The organism is Streptomyces sp. D2-8, assembly GCF_023184515.1.
In the GTDB taxonomy this organism is placed as follows: Bacteria; Actinomycetota; Actinomycetes; order Streptomycetales; family Streptomycetaceae; genus Streptomyces.
On sequence record NZ_JAAHBP010000023.1, the window covers coordinates 1 to 16,333 of the forward strand.

Genomic DNA, 16,333 nt, shown 5'->3' on the forward strand with positions numbered 1-16,333 from the left:
AGACGACCAGCTGCTTGATGTTGAGGATCAGGTCGGTGACGTCCTCCTTGACGCCCGGCACGGTGGTGAACTCGTGCAGCACGCCGTCGATGCGGATGGACGTGACCGCCGCACCCGGGATCGAGGACAGGAGGGTCCGGCGCAGGGAGTTGCCGAGGGTGTAGCCGAAGCCCGGCTCCAGCGGCTCGATCACGAACCGGGAGCGGAATTCGTCGACGACCTCTTCGGTCAGGGACGGACGCTGAGCAATGAGCACGGGGTGGTGCCTCCAGTGGTTTGGCGCTCGCTGTGTGACGCCGTGGACACACGAAGGGTACGGGCGCTACGGATGCGACTCCGGGAGATAGCACGTGGAGAGGTCCATCAGCCACAGTGGCGACCACGGTACCCAAGATCGGCAGGGGGATGGTGGTCCCCAGGGCCTCAGCGTGTGAGGTCACGACGACTCGTTGCCTGGGTTTCAGCTGCCTGTTGATCGCGGAGTGACTCAGCAGAAGGGGGATGGAGGCTGTCCCAGGCGCAACTACGCTGATGCGTGCGTTTGCTTGGTGGACGATCAGCCTGTCGATCTCCTGAGTGGCCCACCCTGCTGCGGCGGCTGATTCTTCAGTCACGTGAGTGATGCGGCGCACCGCGTGACGGAAGTCCTCGTTCCGGGAACCGCCGCCGGGGATGCAGCTGGAGTCTGCGTGCCTGCCGTCGCTGCCCCATGCGGCTGGTCCGAGGGCTCCGGCACCCAAGGCCACCACCGACACCTCATCCAACCTGCTCTGCGCTTTCTCGCCGACCGCCAGCCATCGAAATCACCCGCCGCGCCAAGTCACCGTGCGCCCCGGTGAAGCGCAGACTGTGCCTGTCCGAGACCCTGGTGAAGGTCATGCCGCCTGGATGCTCGAAGGCGGGCAGGGCCAGGTCGCGACGAGCTGAGCCCTGAGGTGGAGTGGGGGGAAAGTCCCAGAGGACTCCCATTGCCGTCGGCCACTCTTTCGGCGATATGCAGAGTGAGGATGACGTCCCCTCGGATGTGTGGCCGGGTCGCCTTCGTGATGGTGCAGGTCCCGGCGGTGATCGGCCCGGCAGCCACGAACCTGGCGGGGGACGCCGCCTTGACCAGCTCGTGCAGCGGCCCGGGAGGCTCGGTCGCACCACCGGACCGATGGAGGTCACGCCTCGCGGGAACCCTCGTACATGGCCTCGATGGCCTCGGCGTACTCGCGCTCCACGACAGGCCGCTTGACCTTGAGGCTCGGCGTGAGCTCGCCGTGCTCCACGTCGAGGTCGCGCGGCAACACCGAGAACTTCTTGATGGTCTGCCACCGCTGCAGTTCGCCGTTGACGCGCTGGACGAAGCCGTCGATCAACTCGTGCACCTGCGGTGACGAGACGACCTCCGCGTAGCCGCGGCCACCGAGGTCGTGGGATGCCGCCCAAGGCATGATGGCGGTTTCGTCGAGGGCGATCAGAGCGGTGCAGTAGTTGCGGCCGTTGCCGATGACGAGGACGTTGCTGACGAACGGGCAGATGGCTTTGAAGCGCCCTTCGATCTCCGTAGGAGCCACGTACTTGCCGCCCGAGGTCTTGAACAGGTCCTTCTTGCGGTCGGTGATCCGGACGAAGCCGTCGCCGTCGACCTCTCCGATGTCGCCGGTGTGGAACCAGCCGTCGCTCTCCAGCACCTCGTCGGTCTTCTCCGGGAGGTTGTGGTAGCCACGCATGATTCCGGGCCCTCGGAGAAGGATCTCGCCATCGTCGGCGATGCGGACCTCGGTCCCGGGCAGGGGTTTGCCGACGGTGCCGACGCGAAGGTCGTCGGCGGGGTTGACGGTGCAGGCGGCGCTGGTCTCGGTCAGGCCGTAGCCTTCGAGGACGGGCACGCCGGCGCCGGCGAAGAAGTAGCCGATGTCGGGCGCGAGCGCGGCACTGCCCGAGACGCTGCCGCGCAGATTGCCTCCGAAGGCAGCGCGGATCTTGCGGTACACCAGCCGGTCGGCCAGGGCGTGCTGCACGGAGAGCCGCATAGGGGCCCTGCGCCTCGCGTTCGCCGCCACGGTGTTCTGCTGCGCCCTGGCGTAGTCGCGGGCGACCTGCGCCGCCCAGAGGAAGATCTTGTACTTGGCGCCGCCCTCGGCCCTCGCCTTGCTCGCGATGCCGTTGTAGACCTTTTCGAAGATCCGCGGTGCGGATGCCATCACGGTGGGCCGAACGGCGGGCAGGTTGGTGATGATGCGGTCGACACGCCCGTCCACGGCCATCACATGTCCGGTCCCGATCTGACCGGAGATCAGAGCCTTGCCGAAGACGTGGGACAGCGGAAGCCAGAGGAACTGCACGTCGTCGGGTCGCAGCAGCCCGCTGACCTCCTGTGCTACGCCCTGGTACGACCAGCAGTCGTGGACGAGGCGAACGCCCTTGGGGCGGCCGGTCGTGCCGGAGGTGTAGATGAGGGTCGCGAGTTGTTCCCGCTCGATGGCGCCGACGGCTGCCTCGATTGCGGCAGGGTGCTCTTCCAGGTGCGCGGTGCCGAGCTTCTCGAGCTCGGCGAGTGACAGCACCTCCAGGCCGTCCACGGGTAGGGCGTCCGCCTGTGGGTCGAAGAGGATCGCGTGGTCGAGCCCGGGAAGGCGGTCGGCATGGGCGACCACCTTGGCCAGCTGGGCGGCGTTCTCGACGAAGATCGCCCGGCTTCCGGAGTCGGCGAGGATGTACGCCGTCTCGTCGGCATTGGTGCTGGGGTAGACGGCGGTGGCGGCAGCGCCCGCGCACATGACGCCCATGTCGGCCAGGATCCATTCCACGCGAGTGGAGGAGGAGATCGCCACACGCTCTTCGGGCCGCACCCCGAGTGCGAGAAGGCCCGCCGCGATCACCTTGACCCGCTCGCCGGTCTGCGCCCAGGTCAGCGAGTGCCACTGCTCGGTGCCGGAAGAGCCGTCGTCGGACGGTGCGGGGTAGCGGTAAGCCTCCAGGTCAGGTGTGGCCCGGACTCTTGAGAGGAAGAGGTGCGCCACGGAAACGGGGCGGCTTTCAAGAAGAGACTGCGCGGAACTCACATCGACCTCCGGGCCCGGATGCGCCCATCCAAAGGCTTGTTAACTGGCTGGTAACTCGTAAGCAGATCTGAGACTAAGGGCAAAGCCTCCGGCACGTAAGGGGGAGGTTCTGGGGTGAACCCCCGCCTACCGTGGGTGTGCTGCGCGCTGTTGGTCAATGCGCCACATGCAGTGGGCGAAGCGTGTAGCGACGGCTTGGCCGAGCGGGCGGAAGGGCAGAGTGGGAGGTCGTTCCCCGGGCGACCCGCCGTGGTGGAACGGCACACGAGGGTTCGTCGGCTGGTCAGGCCCCGGCCGAGACCTGAGTCTTCTCGCCCGAGGCCGCGGCTGTTTCTTCTGCCGCCTGGAGTGTCTTGTTGCGGTGTACGGAGGACAGGAAGGAGGCCGCGATCAGGAACACGCCGACCAGGCCGGTGATGATCTCGCTGATCTCGTGCTGGATCGTCACCAGCAGGATCGCGGCGAGCGCGCCGATCGCGTAGTGGGCGCCGTGCTCCAGGTAGACGTAGTCGTCCAGGGTGCCCTCGCGGACCAGATAGACCGTCAGTGAACGCACGTACATCGCGCCGATGCCCAGGCCGAGCGCCATCCAGAAGATGTGGTTGGTGATGGCGAAGGCGCCTATCACCCCGTCGAACGAGAAGGACGCGTCCAGCACTTCCAGGTACAGGAAGAGGAAGAACGCGGCCTTGCCGGCCAGGGCGACCGCCGGGGCCGGTCTGCCCTCGGCCCTGGCCTCTTCCTCCTCCTCGTGTTCGTGCTCCTCCTCCTCTTCGAGTTTGTCCTCGAAGTAGCCGGAGAGACCGCCGACCACGAGATACGTGACCAGGCCGGCGACGCCGGAGAGCAGCACGGTGGCGGACTTGTCGGCGTGGCCCGTGCTGACGTGGGCGTTGGTGGCGAAGGTCGTCGCGGTGGCCAGCAGCACGATCAGCGCGACGCACACCGAGAGCATGTCGACCTTGCCGAGTTTGGCGAGCGGGCGTTCCAGCCGGGCCAGCCACTTGATGTCCCGGTCCTCGAGGATGAAGTCCAGGAAGATCATCAGCAGGAACATGCCGCCGAACGCGGCGATCGCCGGGTGGGCGTCGGTGACCAGGTCCTCGTAGCGGTTCGGGTCGTCGAGGGCGAGCTGCACCGCCTCGACGGGGCCGACCTTCGCGCTGATGGCGACGATCACGACCGGGAACACCAGCCGCATGCCGAACACCGCGATCAGAATGCCGAGGGTGAGGAAGACGCGCTGCCAGAAGGCGTTCATCTTCTTCAGGATCCCGGCGTTGACGACCGCGTTGTCGAAGGACAGCGAGATCTCGAGGATCGACAGGATCAGTACGATCCCGAACGCCTCCCAGCCCCACTGCCATGCGGCGAAGGCAAGGCCGGCCGCCGTGACGGCGAACGACCAGCCGAATGTCCTCAAGATCATGTCTTTCCCATGCAGTCGGAGTGAATACGGAGGCTGGGGGGCTCCGGCGCCGCTCGTGTCACGACGCCGGCCGGTCGAGATGGCTTGTGGGCGCGTGGGGTGCTACCTCGAACCAAACGGTCTTTCCCGTGGCCGTGGGCGTACTGCCCCAATCGGCCGCCAGGGCCGCGACCAGCAACAGGCCGCGACCACTCTCGGCGTACGGCTCGCCACCATGCGAGGTCCGGAGGGGGCGAGCCGTGTCGGCCACCTCCACCCGCAGCCGGGCCCTCGTCCAGCTCACGACGACGCTGTACGGGCCGGTGGCGTGCTGCAGCGCGTTGGCGATCACCTCGCCGGAGAGCAGCGCCAGGTCATCCAGCGTCTCGTCCGGAAGCGGCAGACCCCAGTCACCGACCGTCGACAGGATGAGCCGACGCGCCGTGGGAACGGTCTCGTCCCCCGTGCTGAGGGTGAAGTCGCGGCACAGGAGTTCTCTGTGGGTGTGCACCATGATCACCCCTTGACAGGTGCGCTCCCGGTGCGGACCGGGCGGCGACACCGCGGACACGGTCGGCGGGCGTGAGGCAGCAGGCATATGAAGGAGGGGCCGGCAGTGGTTCCCGGGATCGGGCGTATGGCTTGTCGTCCGCCCGCGTTGGTGCGCCCGCGCCGGGTAGAGGTTGATCTGTCTGTGATGCGTGGCCGGTCCATTTCGGGACGGACCGGCCACCTGCCCCTTGCCTGGCTCAGGACTTCTGGGCGAGGGCCTTCAGCGCCTTCTCCGCGCCGGGGTTCAGCTGGACGGGGGTGACGATCTCGGCCATGTCGAGATCGATGTCGGCCGCGGCCGCGTTCACCTTCTCCAGTTCGCTCTTCTTCTCGTAGACGAGGTTGACGATCTCGGCGGCGAGATCCGGGTCGAAGCCCTTCTTCACCAGCAGCACGTTGGGTACCACGATCGTGGGCACGTCCTTGGACTGGTTGTATACGGACTTGGGGATGGAGGCCGTCATGTAGACGTCGCCGTACTCCTGGTTCAGAGCGGACAGTTGCGGTGTCACGTCCAGGAAGCGGACCTCTTTCTTGAGGCTGGTGGTGAGGTCCGTGATCCCGCCGCTGGGCAGCCCGCCGGACCAGAACAGCGCGTCGATCGTGCCGTCCTTCATGGCGTCCACGGTCTCGGGGAGACCGAGACGGTCGGCGGAGACGTCCTTGTCGGGGTCCAGCCCGGCGGCCTTCAGCAGCCGGTTGGCGATCACTTCCGTGCCGGAGCCGGGGGCCCCGATGGAGATTCGCTTGCCCTTCATGTCCTTGATGGAGTCGATCCCCGCGTCGGAGCGGACCAGTACCTGGGTGTAGTTCGGGTACAGCCGGGTCAGTGCCTCGATGTCCTGGGGGGAGGAGAAGGACTCCTTGCCCTCGACGGCGTCGCCGGCGGTGTCCAGCAGGGAGAAGGCGACGTCGTAGGTGCCGGCTCCGAGGCCCTGAATGTTCTGCACGGAGGCGCCGGTGGTGGTGGCGGTGGCCCGGTAGCCGTCGAGGTTGTCGGAGATCAGCTCCGCGAGTCCGCCGCCGATCTGGTAGTAGACGCCGGTGGTGGGGCCGGTCGCGATGGTGAGCCGGCCTCCCTTCCCGCCGCTGTCGGCGGCCGTGTTCTCGGTCTGCTTCCCGCCACCGCAGGCGGTGGCGAGCAGACCTACGGCGAGAGCGGCGGTGGCGAGGCGCAGGGTGCGCATCCGGTGCTTCATGAGGAGAGCTGTCCTTCCGTGATGGTGTCCGCCTCGGGGTTCTCACCGGTGGTGGAACCCGAGAGGGTGGACTGCCGACGGCGTACGAGATGCACGCCGAGGGCGAGTACGAGGGCCGCGCAACCCGCGGAGATCGCCACGGGTTCGAGGTACAGCAGGCACAGGGCGGCGGCGGCGCACAGCGCACGCTCCACCGGGCCCGCCGGGCCGAGCAGCCGGCCTCCGGTGGCCGCGGCCAGTGCGGCTACGGCGAGGGCGGAGACCGCGGTGGTCCACAGGACGCCCCACAGGCCGCCGGTGCCGAGCAGATGGGCGCCGTTGTCGGTGAGGACGAAGGCGAACGGCACGAGGAACGCGGGCAGCGAGTACTTCCAGGTCGCCACCATCGTGCGCATCGGGTTGCCGCCGGTGATGGCGGCGGAGGCGGCCGCCGCCATGGCCGTCGGCGGGCTCACTTCGGAGAGCACGGCGTAGTAGAAGATGAACATGTACGCCTCGTGGGTGGCGACTCCCAGTTCGAGCAGGGCCGGCGCGATGATCACCGCGGCGATGATGAACGAGGCGGTGACCGGGACCGCGAGCCCGAGGATCGACACCGCGACCGCGGCGAAGAGAACGGTCAGGACCAGTGTCACGGTCGGGTTCTCGCCGAAGGCCCCGGCCGCGTCGACGATGACCGAGGCCAGGTTCAGGCCGAGACCGGTCTGGGTGACGACGGCGACGATCATGCCCGCCGCGGCGCAGGTGGCGACGACCGGGAGGACCGACTTGCTGCCCTCTGCGAGGGCTTGGTACAGCCGTCGCGGCGTCATCCTGTGCTTGGGGTCGAGGAACGACAGCAGGAACTGCAGGGCCGTCGCGTAGACCACCGCCCTGAAGGGGGGCAGTCCCATCGCCATGAAGCCGACGATCATGAAGAGGGAGAGGAAGTGGTAGCCGAACCGGCCCAGCAGGCGCAGTGCCGAGGTGGGCTCGTCGTCCACCACGGGCTGGGTGTGGTGCTTGCGGGCGTCGATCTCGACGGCGAGGAGGATGCCCAGGTAGTACAGGAGCGTGGGCACCAGCGCGTACAGCAGGACGGTGAGGTAACTCTCTCTCAGGTACTCGGCGATGATGAACGCGGCGGCGCCCAGTGTCGGCGGGGAGAGGATCGCGCCGATCCCGGCGGCCGCGAGCACTCCGCCGCCCTGCTCCTTGCCGTAACCGGCCCGGCGCAGGACGGGCCAGGCGACCGAGCCCAGGCTGACCGCGGTCGCGGTGCCGGAACCGGAGACGGTGCCGAGGAGGAAGCCCGCGGCGGTCACCGTGCGTCCGGGCGCGCTGCGGGAGCCGCGGAAGGCCGCGAACGACAGGTCGATGAAGAACTTGCCCGCGCCGGAGATGTCGAGGACGGCGCCGAAGATGGTGAACAGGACGATGTAGGTGCCGGCGACGTTCAGCGGCACACCGTAGACGCCGTCGGTGCCCATGAAGAAGTGGGCCGCGATCGCGTCGATGTCGAAGCCGCCGTGCGCCAGTGACCAGTCGTACGGCAGCAGTCCGCCGTAGTACGCGTACACCAGGAAGCTCGCGCAGAAGGCCGGCAGGACCCAGCCGGTGGTGCGTCGGCACGCCTCCAGGACCAGCACGATCATGGCGAGGCCGGCCGCCGTGTCCAGCGAGGTCGGCAGCTGGCGCCGCTCGATGAAGGCGTCGAACTCCAGCAGCGGGTACAGGCACACGGCGAGTGCCGCCGCGGCGAGCAGCCAGTCGAGCCACCCCGGGTTGTCGTGGCGGACGGCCGCCTTGTCCGGCACCCCGTCGGCGGGCGCGGTGCGGTCACCGCGTCGCCAGGGCAGCAGCAGCGCCGGTACCCGCACTGTCCCGCGGTGGGTCAGGAAGATCAACGGCAGCGTCCCCGCGAGGAAGAGGGTCAGGTAGTACTGGGTGCCCTTGGCAACCGGAAAGAAGATCGCGTACAGAACGAAGACCGACAGCGCGGCGCACACCACGGACACGGCCGCGGAGACCCGGGGGGAGAGTTTCCGGGCCGGCCGCTCCTGCTCGAACTCGGCCACGAGCTCCTCGGCTGATCGCTGCCTCGGCTCGGGCGGCACCGTTGCCATGCTCATCGCGGCTTCTCCTGGAACTAGGCGGTTCGTGGTGTCCCAGACCGTGGCAGCTGTTCACATGCGTGCAACAGAGCACGACCGAGGACTTAACGTAGGTTTAGGGTTCAGTGACGGCGGTCACTTCTACGCTCATCGCACCGGCTGTGACCTGCGCGCTCCCTCGGCACCTGTGCCGCCGGGCCTCAGGGCCCGCCGGATTCCATCCACCGGGAGGCCGTGTGCGGATACTTCTCGTCGAGGACGACAACCGGGTCGCCGACGCCCTCACCGGTGCCCTCCGGCGCCACGGATACGAGGTACGGCGTGCCGCGAACGCCGCCGACGCCCTGGCGGCACCCCCCGCCGATCTCGTGCTGCTCGATCTGGGTCTGCCCGACCGGGACGGCATCGAGGTCTGCCGCGAACTGCGCGCCCGCGGCGGCGTACCGGTGATCGCGGTGACCGCGAGGGGAGACGAGCCCGACCGGGTGCGGGGGCTGCGCAGCGGCGCCGACGACTACGTGGTGAAACCGTTCGGCACCGCGGAGTTGCTGGCCCGTATCGAGGCGGTGCTCCGGCGCAGCGTGAGCCAGCGCGGCCATGAGGACCGGCTCGTCGCCGTCGAGGGCCTGGAGGTGGACCTCGGGCGGCGCACGGTCACCGTGGACGGGCGCAGCGTCGCCCTGACCTTCAAGGAATTCGAGGTTCTCGCCCTGCTGGCCCGCGCGGGCGGTGCCGCCGTACCCCGCGACCGGATCGTGGTGGAGGTGTGGCAGACGACGTACGACGGCATGTCACGCACCCTCGACGTCCATGTGGCCACCCTGCGCGGCAAGCTGGGGCGGGCGGGGGGCTTGGTACAGACCGTGCGAGGGTTCGGGTACCGGCTCTCCGCGGGCCCGGGGGCGGCCCGTGGTCCGGGGGGCGGCACCGGTCCGGGAGCCGACGGTGGTGGCGCGGAGGCCGGCGGTCCGGCGGCGGCAGGCGAGTGAGGACGCCGGATGCGCCGCCGACTTCTCTTCATCGTCTTCGTCCTGGTCGCAGGTCTGATCGTCGCGCTCAGCCTGCCCCTGGTGCGGGCCACCGCGGAGCGTACGGTCCAGAGTTCGTTCATCGGGAGGGTCGAGGACGGCGCATGGTTCGCGGACCTGGCCGCCACCGCCCTGGAGTCGGGGCGGACCGGCCGTCTGGAGGCCGCCGCCGACCGCTACGCGAACCTCTACGACTCACGCGTCGCGGTGGTCGACGCCGACAGCGAGACCGTGATCGCCTCGCGCCCCGTCGACCTGGAGGAGCCGCAGGCGCGGTCGGCGCTGCTGCTCGCCCTCGCCGACCGGCCTCCCGAGCAGCCCGGCGTGTGGTGGCCATGGGACGACCGGCCCTTCGTGCTGGCCGAGCCCGTCCGGCGCGACGGCCGTGTGCTGGGTGCCGTGCTGATCGTCTCACCCACCGAACAGGCCCGTTCCGAGGTGGCCGACCATCTGACCCTGGTGGTGCTGGGCAGCCTCGCGGCACTCGTCCTGGTGGTGATCGCGGTCGCGGCGCCGGTGGTTCGCTGGGTGCTCCGTCCTGTCCACGACCTGGACCGTGCCACCCATGAGGTCGCCCTCGGGAGCCTGAAGACCCGTGTGTCGGAGCGGGTGGGTGCCCCGGAACTGCGCCGCCTCGCCAACCACTTCAACGTGATGGCGGACAGCATGCACGCCTCCCAGGAGCAGCAGCGGGCGTTCGTGGCACAGGCGTCCCACCAACTGCGCAATCCGCTGACCGCGCTCCGGCTGCGGGTGGAGAACCTGGAGGAGTTCGTGAACGACCCGCGCGGTCTGAACGAACTGCACTTCGCCGTGGAGGAGGCCGACCGGTTCGGCGAGATGCTCGACGGGCTGCTGCGGCTGGCCAGGGCGGAGGCGTCGGAGGCGGAAAGGGGACCGGTCGACGTCACCGCCGTGGTGACGCACCGGGTCGATGCCTGGCGGGCTGCCTTCTCCGGTGCGGGTGTCCCGCTCACCACGCAGATTCCCGACGGGGTGAGCGCGCTGTCCCTGCCCGACTGTCTCGACCACGCACTCGACACCCTGCTCGACAACGCCCTCAAGTTCGGCGAGGGGGCACCGGTCGATGTCTCCGTGCACCGCGCCCCGGCCGGGGCAGCGATGGAAACGGTCGAGGTGACGGTGCGGGATGCCGGCCCCGGCTTGACCGCGGAGGAACTGTCCCAGGCGGGCGGGAGGTTCTGGCGCAGCACACGTCACCAGAACGTCCGCGGCACGGGGCTCGGCCTCGCGCTCACCCGCATGGTGGTGGAGGCTGGCGGCGGTGAACTGCTCCTGGCAGCCGCGCGGCCACACGGACTCTCCGCCACCGTACGGCTGCCCGCCGCGCCGGCACTCCCCGGCGATCCCCTGTCCGATCCGCTGTGAGGGGAGCCGGTGACGGTACTTGCGAGCGGTCAGGGATGTGACTCGCGGTACCACCGAGCGGCGCCGGGGTGCAGCTCCAGCGGGTGGGTGGCGATCGCCGTACGCCGGTCGAGGCGGCGGGCCTCAGGGTGCGCCCGGATCAGCCGGGACTGCCCCTCGAACAGCAGCCGGGTCAGCCAGTACGCCTCCGCTTCCGGCATGTCCCGCCGTACCACCAGGAAGTTCGGCACGCTCACCGTGGTCACCGCGCTCTGCGCCCCGTACACGACGGCCGGCACGGTGGTCTCGGTGTACAGCTCGCCGTAGGACCCGGTGAGCTCGTCGACCACGTCGCCGAGGTCGACGAGGCGGATCATGGTGCTGCGGCGCAGTTCGGTGATGGCTCCGGTCGGCAGGCCGCCGCTCCAGAAGAAGGCGTCGATCCGTCCCTCGGCCAAGGCGGTCGCCGACTCGCGCACATCCAGCCGCAGCGAGGTCAGGTCACCGTTGGGGGAGAGCCCGGAGACCTTCAGGATGCGCTCGGCGATCAGCGCCGTGCCTGAGCCCTCGGACCCCACGGAGACCCGCAGCCCGCGCAGCGCTTTCGCGCTGCGGACCGGGCTGTCCGCGCGGACCACCAACTGCACATAGTTGTCGTAGAGCGAGGCCAGCGCCACCACGGGCAGCTTCTGGGAGAAGGGCGCGCTCCCGGCGACTGCGTCGGCGGCGGAATCGGCGAGGGTGAAGCCCGCCTGTGCCTGGTCGGCGGCCACCCGGCGCAGATTGTCCACACTGCCTCCGGTGTGCAGAACCCGCGCCGAGACGTCCGGCAGCCGGCCCTCGATGAGGTCGGCGTAACCGGCCCCATAGTCCGCGTAGACACCGCCCGGGTTGCCGGTGGCCACCTTGATCTCCCCGGACGGGCGGGGCGGCGCGTCGCTTCCGCCGCACCCTGCGAGCAGTAGTGCCGTGGTGAGGGCGGCGGCGAGTACGCGCGCCAGCCGCATGGGTACCTCCCTCGACGTTCCGAGCCGCGTACAGGGCGTGCGGCCCATGTCGTGCGGGGTCCGATGGGCCGACTCGGTCAGCCTAGCCGTCTGCGAAGACGGCGGTCCGTGACCGGGCGGTGGACGGTCGGCGGCGTCCCCGGCGGTGCTGCCGTACGGTGAACAGCCCGGCGGCCGCAAGCCCAAACCCGGCAGCACCGACTCCTACCGCGTCGGCCGAACCCCGTCCATCCCCTCGGCCCGTCTCCCTGACAGACGGTGGGACGTCCCCGGTCTCTGCGTTCCTCAGGATGTCGATCGATCCGGCTCGGAAGACCTATGGCCACGGGCACGCCGCAAAAGATGCCTTGCCAACAACACCACGCAGGCCACCATCGTCAACGTCGCAGCAATCCTCACCCAGGAGGCGCTGCCACTGCTAGCCGCCGTCCACCCACAGAACACGATGCTCAAGCACATCCCCCCCCCCCGGGCCGTCAAAGAACTCGCTCCTCGGGTTTCGTGACATCCCCACCTTCCTTCAGCTCTCGCAAGTCTCGGCCCCGGCCGCTCCAGCTGCGAGGAACCTTTCCACCGCCGCACGAGGACCGGGGCAGGGGAGCCGCCGCGCCGGGACAGGCAACTCAGCGAGGCGGCCCTGGTCGTCGGTGCCGTCCTTCGGGTGGGGGCACCCGGAACATCGCCCGCCGTAGCCGGCCGGGCAGAAGGGCCCGCCCGGCCATGACCGGACCGATGCCCAGCATGGCGCCTCCGATGGCGACGCAGCCGGAAGACAGCCAGCCGACGTTGTTCTCATCGGCCCAGTCCCCGAGGGCTGCGGCGACGAGGAAACCCAGCAGGCACGCGGCACTGATCAGGGCGTACCACCAACGAGAGAGCACAAGTTCACCCCTGCATGCGCCTCGAACGGGTTCGTTTGGCAGCGGACCCTGACTGTCCACGGTGAGTTGCCCAGCGTCGGCGCAGCCAGTCACCGATCTCCCCGATGCCGACCAGGAACGCCGAGGAGGCGGCGCATGCCGTGAGGGAAGAGGTCTGGCCGGCGGCGTGGCCAAGGAGCCACAGAGCCAGGGCCAGCAGCAGCCACCAAGCTGCGAGGGAGCAGGCATGCCGCACCAAGCGTGTACGGCCGGTCATCGGGTGGCCCTGGTCCGCTGGGTGGCGACGATCACCACGATGCATCCCGTGAGCGTCACCACCATCGCCAGGCCCGTGGCGGCCAGGGTGATCAAGGGCGAGGCGTCGGCCAGGCGGGGAATGGCGTTGAGCGGCGCAGCGGCGTAGAAGGCGAGAAGCGCCAGGCCGCGCGGGCGCATCGGGTCCAGACGAGGACGCAGCCGCTGTGGAATACGGCCGATGAGGAGAGCGACTCCAGCGGGCAACAGAGTGACAGAGAAGGCGGCGAGGCCCATCCACTGCCAGAGCATGGGAACCAGGGCTCCTGTCGGGGGTGAAAGTGATCACCTGCGGCGGAGCGCGGTGAGCATGAAGAAGCCGATGGTAAGAGCGGCCAGGCCGAGTACAAGGACAGGGAAGCCGGGGCCGGGCAGCACGTAGAGCGCAGCTCCTGCAAGGAAGAGCAGTGCGCCCACGACTACCAAGGCCATGCCGGTACACCCTTTGGCAGCAAGAGTCACGACGGTGGAGTCTCCGGGCAACGTCGACGAACGGGCACACAGCCCCCTTGAAACGCCGACCAGACTTCCCGGCACACCCCACATCGAGCTTGACGTGGTCTTTACAGACCATCTACCACAACCGACTCTGACCAGAGCGCTCCCTGCCACTCGCAGCTCGCCCAGCCTGCGCTTCGGCACCCGCTGGACTGCCCGCGCGGCAACGAAATTCGACCCGTCAAATCTCATCATCTTGCAAAGTGGTCCACCTCCATGGTGGCCTGGCCGCCCGGAGGACTGGTGAAGGAGCCTTGGACGCGTACGGGGATTCCGGTGTCATGGCAGTGAGCCCGGTGCATCGTGAGAGCTGCACGTCGGATGGCCTGGTGTGCGTAGGTGTCGGGCGGCTCGGGCAGGTCCGGGGCGGTAGTCCAGCGACAAGATCATCCGTCAGCGGGTGACTTCCGGTTCAATGCCGGAAGGCACTTCGCTGTCGACTGGCTCGGCGAGGAGGAAGCCTCCCATCTCGCGGACACCTTCCAGCCTTCCTGGCACCGGGGCCAGCACGACCGTATGGCAGTGGAGGCCCGCAATCTCCTGGCCGAGGACTTCGAGTTGCCGTGCGTGCAGGAACTCCGCCCCGACCAGCTTGCGGACCGTATCGACGTCCACACTCCCTGCCACGGTGCCCGTAACGCCGCGGTCCTCTTCACGGCCCTTCCCAAAACCGGCTTCACGAAGCGGCTGCTCGACGACTTCACGGACATCGGAAAGCAGACGGACCAGATCCAGATGACTGCCCTCGGCGCCCTCGCGCCCGACGCCGCTCAGCGCGCACGTGCGCTGGCTCTGGCAGATACGGAACCTGCGCGCCTGGTGACCCCTCTGCCCTGTAACGAAGCCCAGGCCGAGGTCATCCGTTCTGCCATGACCCGCCGCCTGACCGTGGCCACGGGACCTCCCGGCACCGGCAAGAGCCAGTTGGTGGCCAACCTCGTCGCCACCGCCATCGTCGACGGGCAGACCGTCCTGGTGGCCTCCACGAACAACGAGGCCGTGGACGAGGTCTGGCGTCGGTGCGACAGGCTGGTCCCCGGCAGCGTCGTACGCACCGGCTCGGCCCGAAAGAACGCGACGAGCAACGCGGAGCACGAGATCGCCGCCCTGCACGAGTTGCGGACCATGGCCGAGCCCTCGCCCAACGTGGCCACCGCCGCCGTGGAGGTCGACGTGTCGGCCGACCAGCTTGCTCGTGACCGGCACGCTCTCGCGCATATCGCGACCACGGAACGGCAGCTGCGCCAGGCGGGTGAGGCCCGCGAGGAGCACGCCAGGCAGCTCGGTGTTGCCGTAACCGAACTGCACCAGGTCCTCAATGGGCCGACGCAACCGAAAGAGCTGGAGGAGAAGGCGGGCCGCCTCGCCCGCGCGTGGTTCCTCGGGAGCTGGCGTTGCACCCGCTTTCTGCGTATGCACGGCCTCGGCGCGTACGACGGTGATCACGTCGCAGGGTGCCTCGCGCTCGCCGGCTTCGCCGCCGCCGAGGCCGACTGGCGTGACCTGCACAGTCATGTGGCTTCCGTCGATGACACACATCTGTCCAAAGCTCTGCACGGCGCCGAGGCGACTGTGCATGCCGCGTCGCGCACCCTTCTCGCCAGCACTGTTCAGGCACATGCACGGGCCGGGCGTCGCCGCATCCTCGACCTGCTCCGCGCACGGGACAGCGACCGCAGCGACTGGCCCGACATACGGGAAGTCCTCGGCCGGGCCCACGGGCAGAAGGTCCAGCCCGCGGTGGCCGGCTGGGCGGTGACCAGCCTTTCCGCCCGGCGTTTCCCACCCGGCCCGGCTCTGTTCGACCTCGTCGTCATTGATGAGGCCAGCCAGTGCGCCATCCCGCACGTTCTGCCGCTGCTGTTCCGCGCGCGGCGGGCTCTGGTGATCGGCGACGCCATGCAATTGGCGCACATCGCGAAGATCAGCCCGGAACGCGAGGCGCTCGTCCGACGGAAACTCGGACTGCGGTCGGAATGGCTGGAGAAGCACCGCCTTGCCTACCGGCGCCACTCCGCCTTCCACGCCGCCGAAAAGTCCGTCGGCGGCACTCTGCTGCTCGACGAACACTTCCGCTGCCACCCGCGTATCGCCGCGATCTCCAACGACTTCTTCTACGACGGTGAACTGACCGTTCTCACGGACACTCGCGGACGGCCTGCCCTGCCGCGTCCGGCAGTCATCTGGACCCACGTGCCCGGCCGCGCAGCCCGGCCGCCGTACGGAGGCTCCTGGGTCAACGATGTCGAGATGGACAAAGTGGACGCGAGCGTCCGGTATCTGTTGGAGCAACTGCCTCCAGAGGCCACCATTGGCGTGGTGACCCCCTTCGCAGCGCAGGCCGAAGCACTGCGTCGTCGACTGAGTCGATATGACGAAGAGCGTCTGCGCGTCGGTACGGTGCACACCTTCCAAGGCGGTGAACGCGACGTCATGGTGTTCTCACTCGTTGCCGGAGAGGGCATGCACCCCGGCGCCGTCGAATGGGGCGCCGGCCAGCTGAACCTCTGGAACGTCGCCATTACCAGAGCACGCAGTCACCTCATCGTGGTGGGGGACAAAGAGCGTTGGCGGAAACGGGGCGGTGTAGCCGTCGCACTGCTCGACGCAGCGGAAGACGACCGCTCAGGACCACACGACCATGCCGGAGACCCCCTGTCCAAGCGCCTCTATCAGGTCCTCTCCCAGCTACCCGGAGCCACTGTCACCTTGGGTGAGAGCCTCCACGGGCATCCGGCCGACGCGCTGGTGCGCTACACCGATGGCACAGCGACCCGGGCCATACTGCTCGATCATGAGCCGGAGGAAGAGACCGACGCGGCACGTCATCTGCGGCTGGCCCTGCACCGACGGAATCTGCTGAGCGGCGGACACGAGGAAGAAGGAGCCATCCGCTGGCCGGCTTGGAGGCTGTACGACACGAGTGGGACCTGAGCAGGGAGTGGCCCTGCCTCC

11 protein-coding genes and 1 pseudogene are annotated in these 16,333 nt (G+C 68.9%); 3 read left to right on the forward strand and 9 right to left on the reverse strand.

Translation table 11 applies throughout. The annotated features are described in order from the left end of the window. From G3I77_RS32280 to G3I77_RS32305, 6 genes and pseudogenes are all read right to left on the reverse strand, one after another. Positions 1-256: pseudogene (locus G3I77_RS32280) on the reverse strand (DNA-directed RNA polymerase subunit alpha); the annotation flags it as partial. Between the two features lie 907 nt (positions 257-1,163). Continuing rightward, positions 1,164-3,050, reverse strand: a complete 1,887-nt coding sequence (locus tag G3I77_RS32285) for a long-chain fatty acid--CoA ligase (RefSeq protein ID WP_248509335.1) — start codon at positions 3,048-3,050, stop codon at positions 1,164-1,166. Positions 3,051-3,333: 283 nt separating this feature from the next. After that, the gene (locus G3I77_RS32290) at positions 3,334-4,479 is read right to left on the reverse strand and encodes a DUF475 domain-containing protein (protein WP_248509336.1); all 1,146 of its coding nucleotides are present in this window, start codon (positions 4,477-4,479) and stop codon (positions 3,334-3,336) included. Between the two features lie 58 nt (positions 4,480-4,537). Beyond that, the gene (locus tag G3I77_RS32295; protein WP_248509337.1) at positions 4,538-4,972 is read right to left on the reverse strand and encodes an ATP-binding protein; all 435 of its coding nucleotides are present in this window, start codon (positions 4,970-4,972) and stop codon (positions 4,538-4,540) included. Positions 4,973-5,207: 235 nt separating this feature from the next. Then, a complete protein-coding gene (locus G3I77_RS32300; RefSeq protein ID WP_248509338.1) occupies positions 5,208-6,209 on the reverse strand; it encodes a TAXI family TRAP transporter solute-binding subunit in 1,002 nt (333 codons plus the stop codon). Continuing rightward, positions 6,206-8,320, reverse strand: coding sequence for a TRAP transporter fused permease subunit (locus G3I77_RS32305; RefSeq protein WP_248509339.1), 2,115 nt, complete (start codon positions 8,318-8,320; stop codon positions 6,206-6,208). The genes G3I77_RS32300 and G3I77_RS32305 overlap by 4 nt, the downstream gene beginning before the upstream one ends. 218 nt (positions 8,321-8,538) lie before the next feature. Between G3I77_RS32305 and G3I77_RS32310 the strand changes: the two genes are divergently transcribed. Further along, entirely contained in the window at positions 8,539-9,291 is a 753-nt protein-coding gene (locus tag G3I77_RS32310) for a response regulator transcription factor (RefSeq protein ID WP_248509340.1), read from the forward strand. Between the two features lie 9 nt (positions 9,292-9,300). Continuing rightward, positions 9,301-10,719: a HAMP domain-containing sensor histidine kinase gene (locus G3I77_RS32315; RefSeq protein WP_248509341.1), complete on the forward strand. Its 1,419-nt coding sequence runs from the start codon at positions 9,301-9,303 to the stop codon at positions 10,717-10,719. Between the two features lie 29 nt (positions 10,720-10,748). Here the strand turns inward: G3I77_RS32315 and G3I77_RS32320 are convergent, their stop codons facing one another. The 3 genes from G3I77_RS32320 to G3I77_RS32330 form a co-directional block, all read right to left on the reverse strand. Then, positions 10,749-11,705 carry a TAXI family TRAP transporter solute-binding subunit gene (locus tag G3I77_RS32320; RefSeq protein ID WP_248509342.1) on the reverse strand — a complete coding sequence of 319 codons (957 nt, stop codon included), beginning with the start codon at positions 11,703-11,705 and terminating at the stop codon, positions 10,749-10,751. A gap of 1,133 nt (positions 11,706-12,838) precedes the next feature. After that, the gene (locus tag G3I77_RS32325) at positions 12,839-13,132 is read right to left on the reverse strand and encodes a hypothetical protein (protein WP_248509343.1); all 294 of its coding nucleotides are present in this window, start codon (positions 13,130-13,132) and stop codon (positions 12,839-12,841) included. Positions 13,133-13,165: 33 nt separating this feature from the next. Next, entirely contained in the window at positions 13,166-13,312 is a 147-nt protein-coding gene (locus tag G3I77_RS32330) for a PGPGW domain-containing protein (RefSeq protein ID WP_171112612.1), read from the reverse strand. Between the two features lie 582 nt (positions 13,313-13,894). On the opposite strand from G3I77_RS32330, the gene G3I77_RS32335 reads away from it, so the two are divergent. Further along, a complete protein-coding gene (locus tag G3I77_RS32335) occupies positions 13,895-16,312 on the forward strand; it encodes a DEAD/DEAH box helicase (protein WP_248509344.1) in 2,418 nt (805 codons plus the stop codon). Positions 16,313-16,333 lie beyond the last annotated feature (21 nt).

What these genes read in the sequence shown, in the direction of transcription:
- G3I77_RS32290 (WP_248509336.1), bottom strand. Translation starts at nt 4,479, where the DNA reads ATGATCTTGAGGACATTCGGCTGGTCGTTCGCCGTCACGGCGGCCGGC.
- G3I77_RS32295 (WP_248509337.1), bottom strand. Translation starts at nt 4,972, where the DNA reads ATGGTGCACACCCACAGAGAACTCCTGTGCCGCGACTTCACCCTCAGC.
- G3I77_RS32300 (WP_248509338.1), bottom strand. Translation starts at nt 6,209, where the DNA reads ATGAAGCACCGGATGCGCACCCTGCGCCTCGCCACCGCCGCTCTCGCC.
- G3I77_RS32305 (WP_248509339.1), bottom strand. Translation starts at nt 8,320, where the DNA reads ATGAGCATGGCAACGGTGCCGCCCGAGCCGAGGCAGCGATCAGCCGAG.
- G3I77_RS32315 (WP_248509341.1), top strand. Translation starts at nt 9,301, where the DNA reads ATGCGCCGCCGACTTCTCTTCATCGTCTTCGTCCTGGTCGCAGGTCTG.
- G3I77_RS32320 (WP_248509342.1), bottom strand. Translation starts at nt 11,705, where the DNA reads ATGCGGCTGGCGCGCGTACTCGCCGCCGCCCTCACCACGGCACTACTG.
- G3I77_RS32325 (WP_248509343.1), bottom strand. Translation starts at nt 13,132, where the DNA reads ATGCTCTGGCAGTGGATGGGCCTCGCCGCCTTCTCTGTCACTCTGTTG.
- G3I77_RS32330 (WP_171112612.1), bottom strand. Translation starts at nt 13,312, where the DNA reads ATGGCCTTGGTAGTCGTGGGCGCACTGCTCTTCCTTGCAGGAGCTGCG.
- G3I77_RS32335 (WP_248509344.1), top strand. Translation starts at nt 13,895, where the DNA reads ATGGCAGTGGAGGCCCGCAATCTCCTGGCCGAGGACTTCGAGTTGCCG.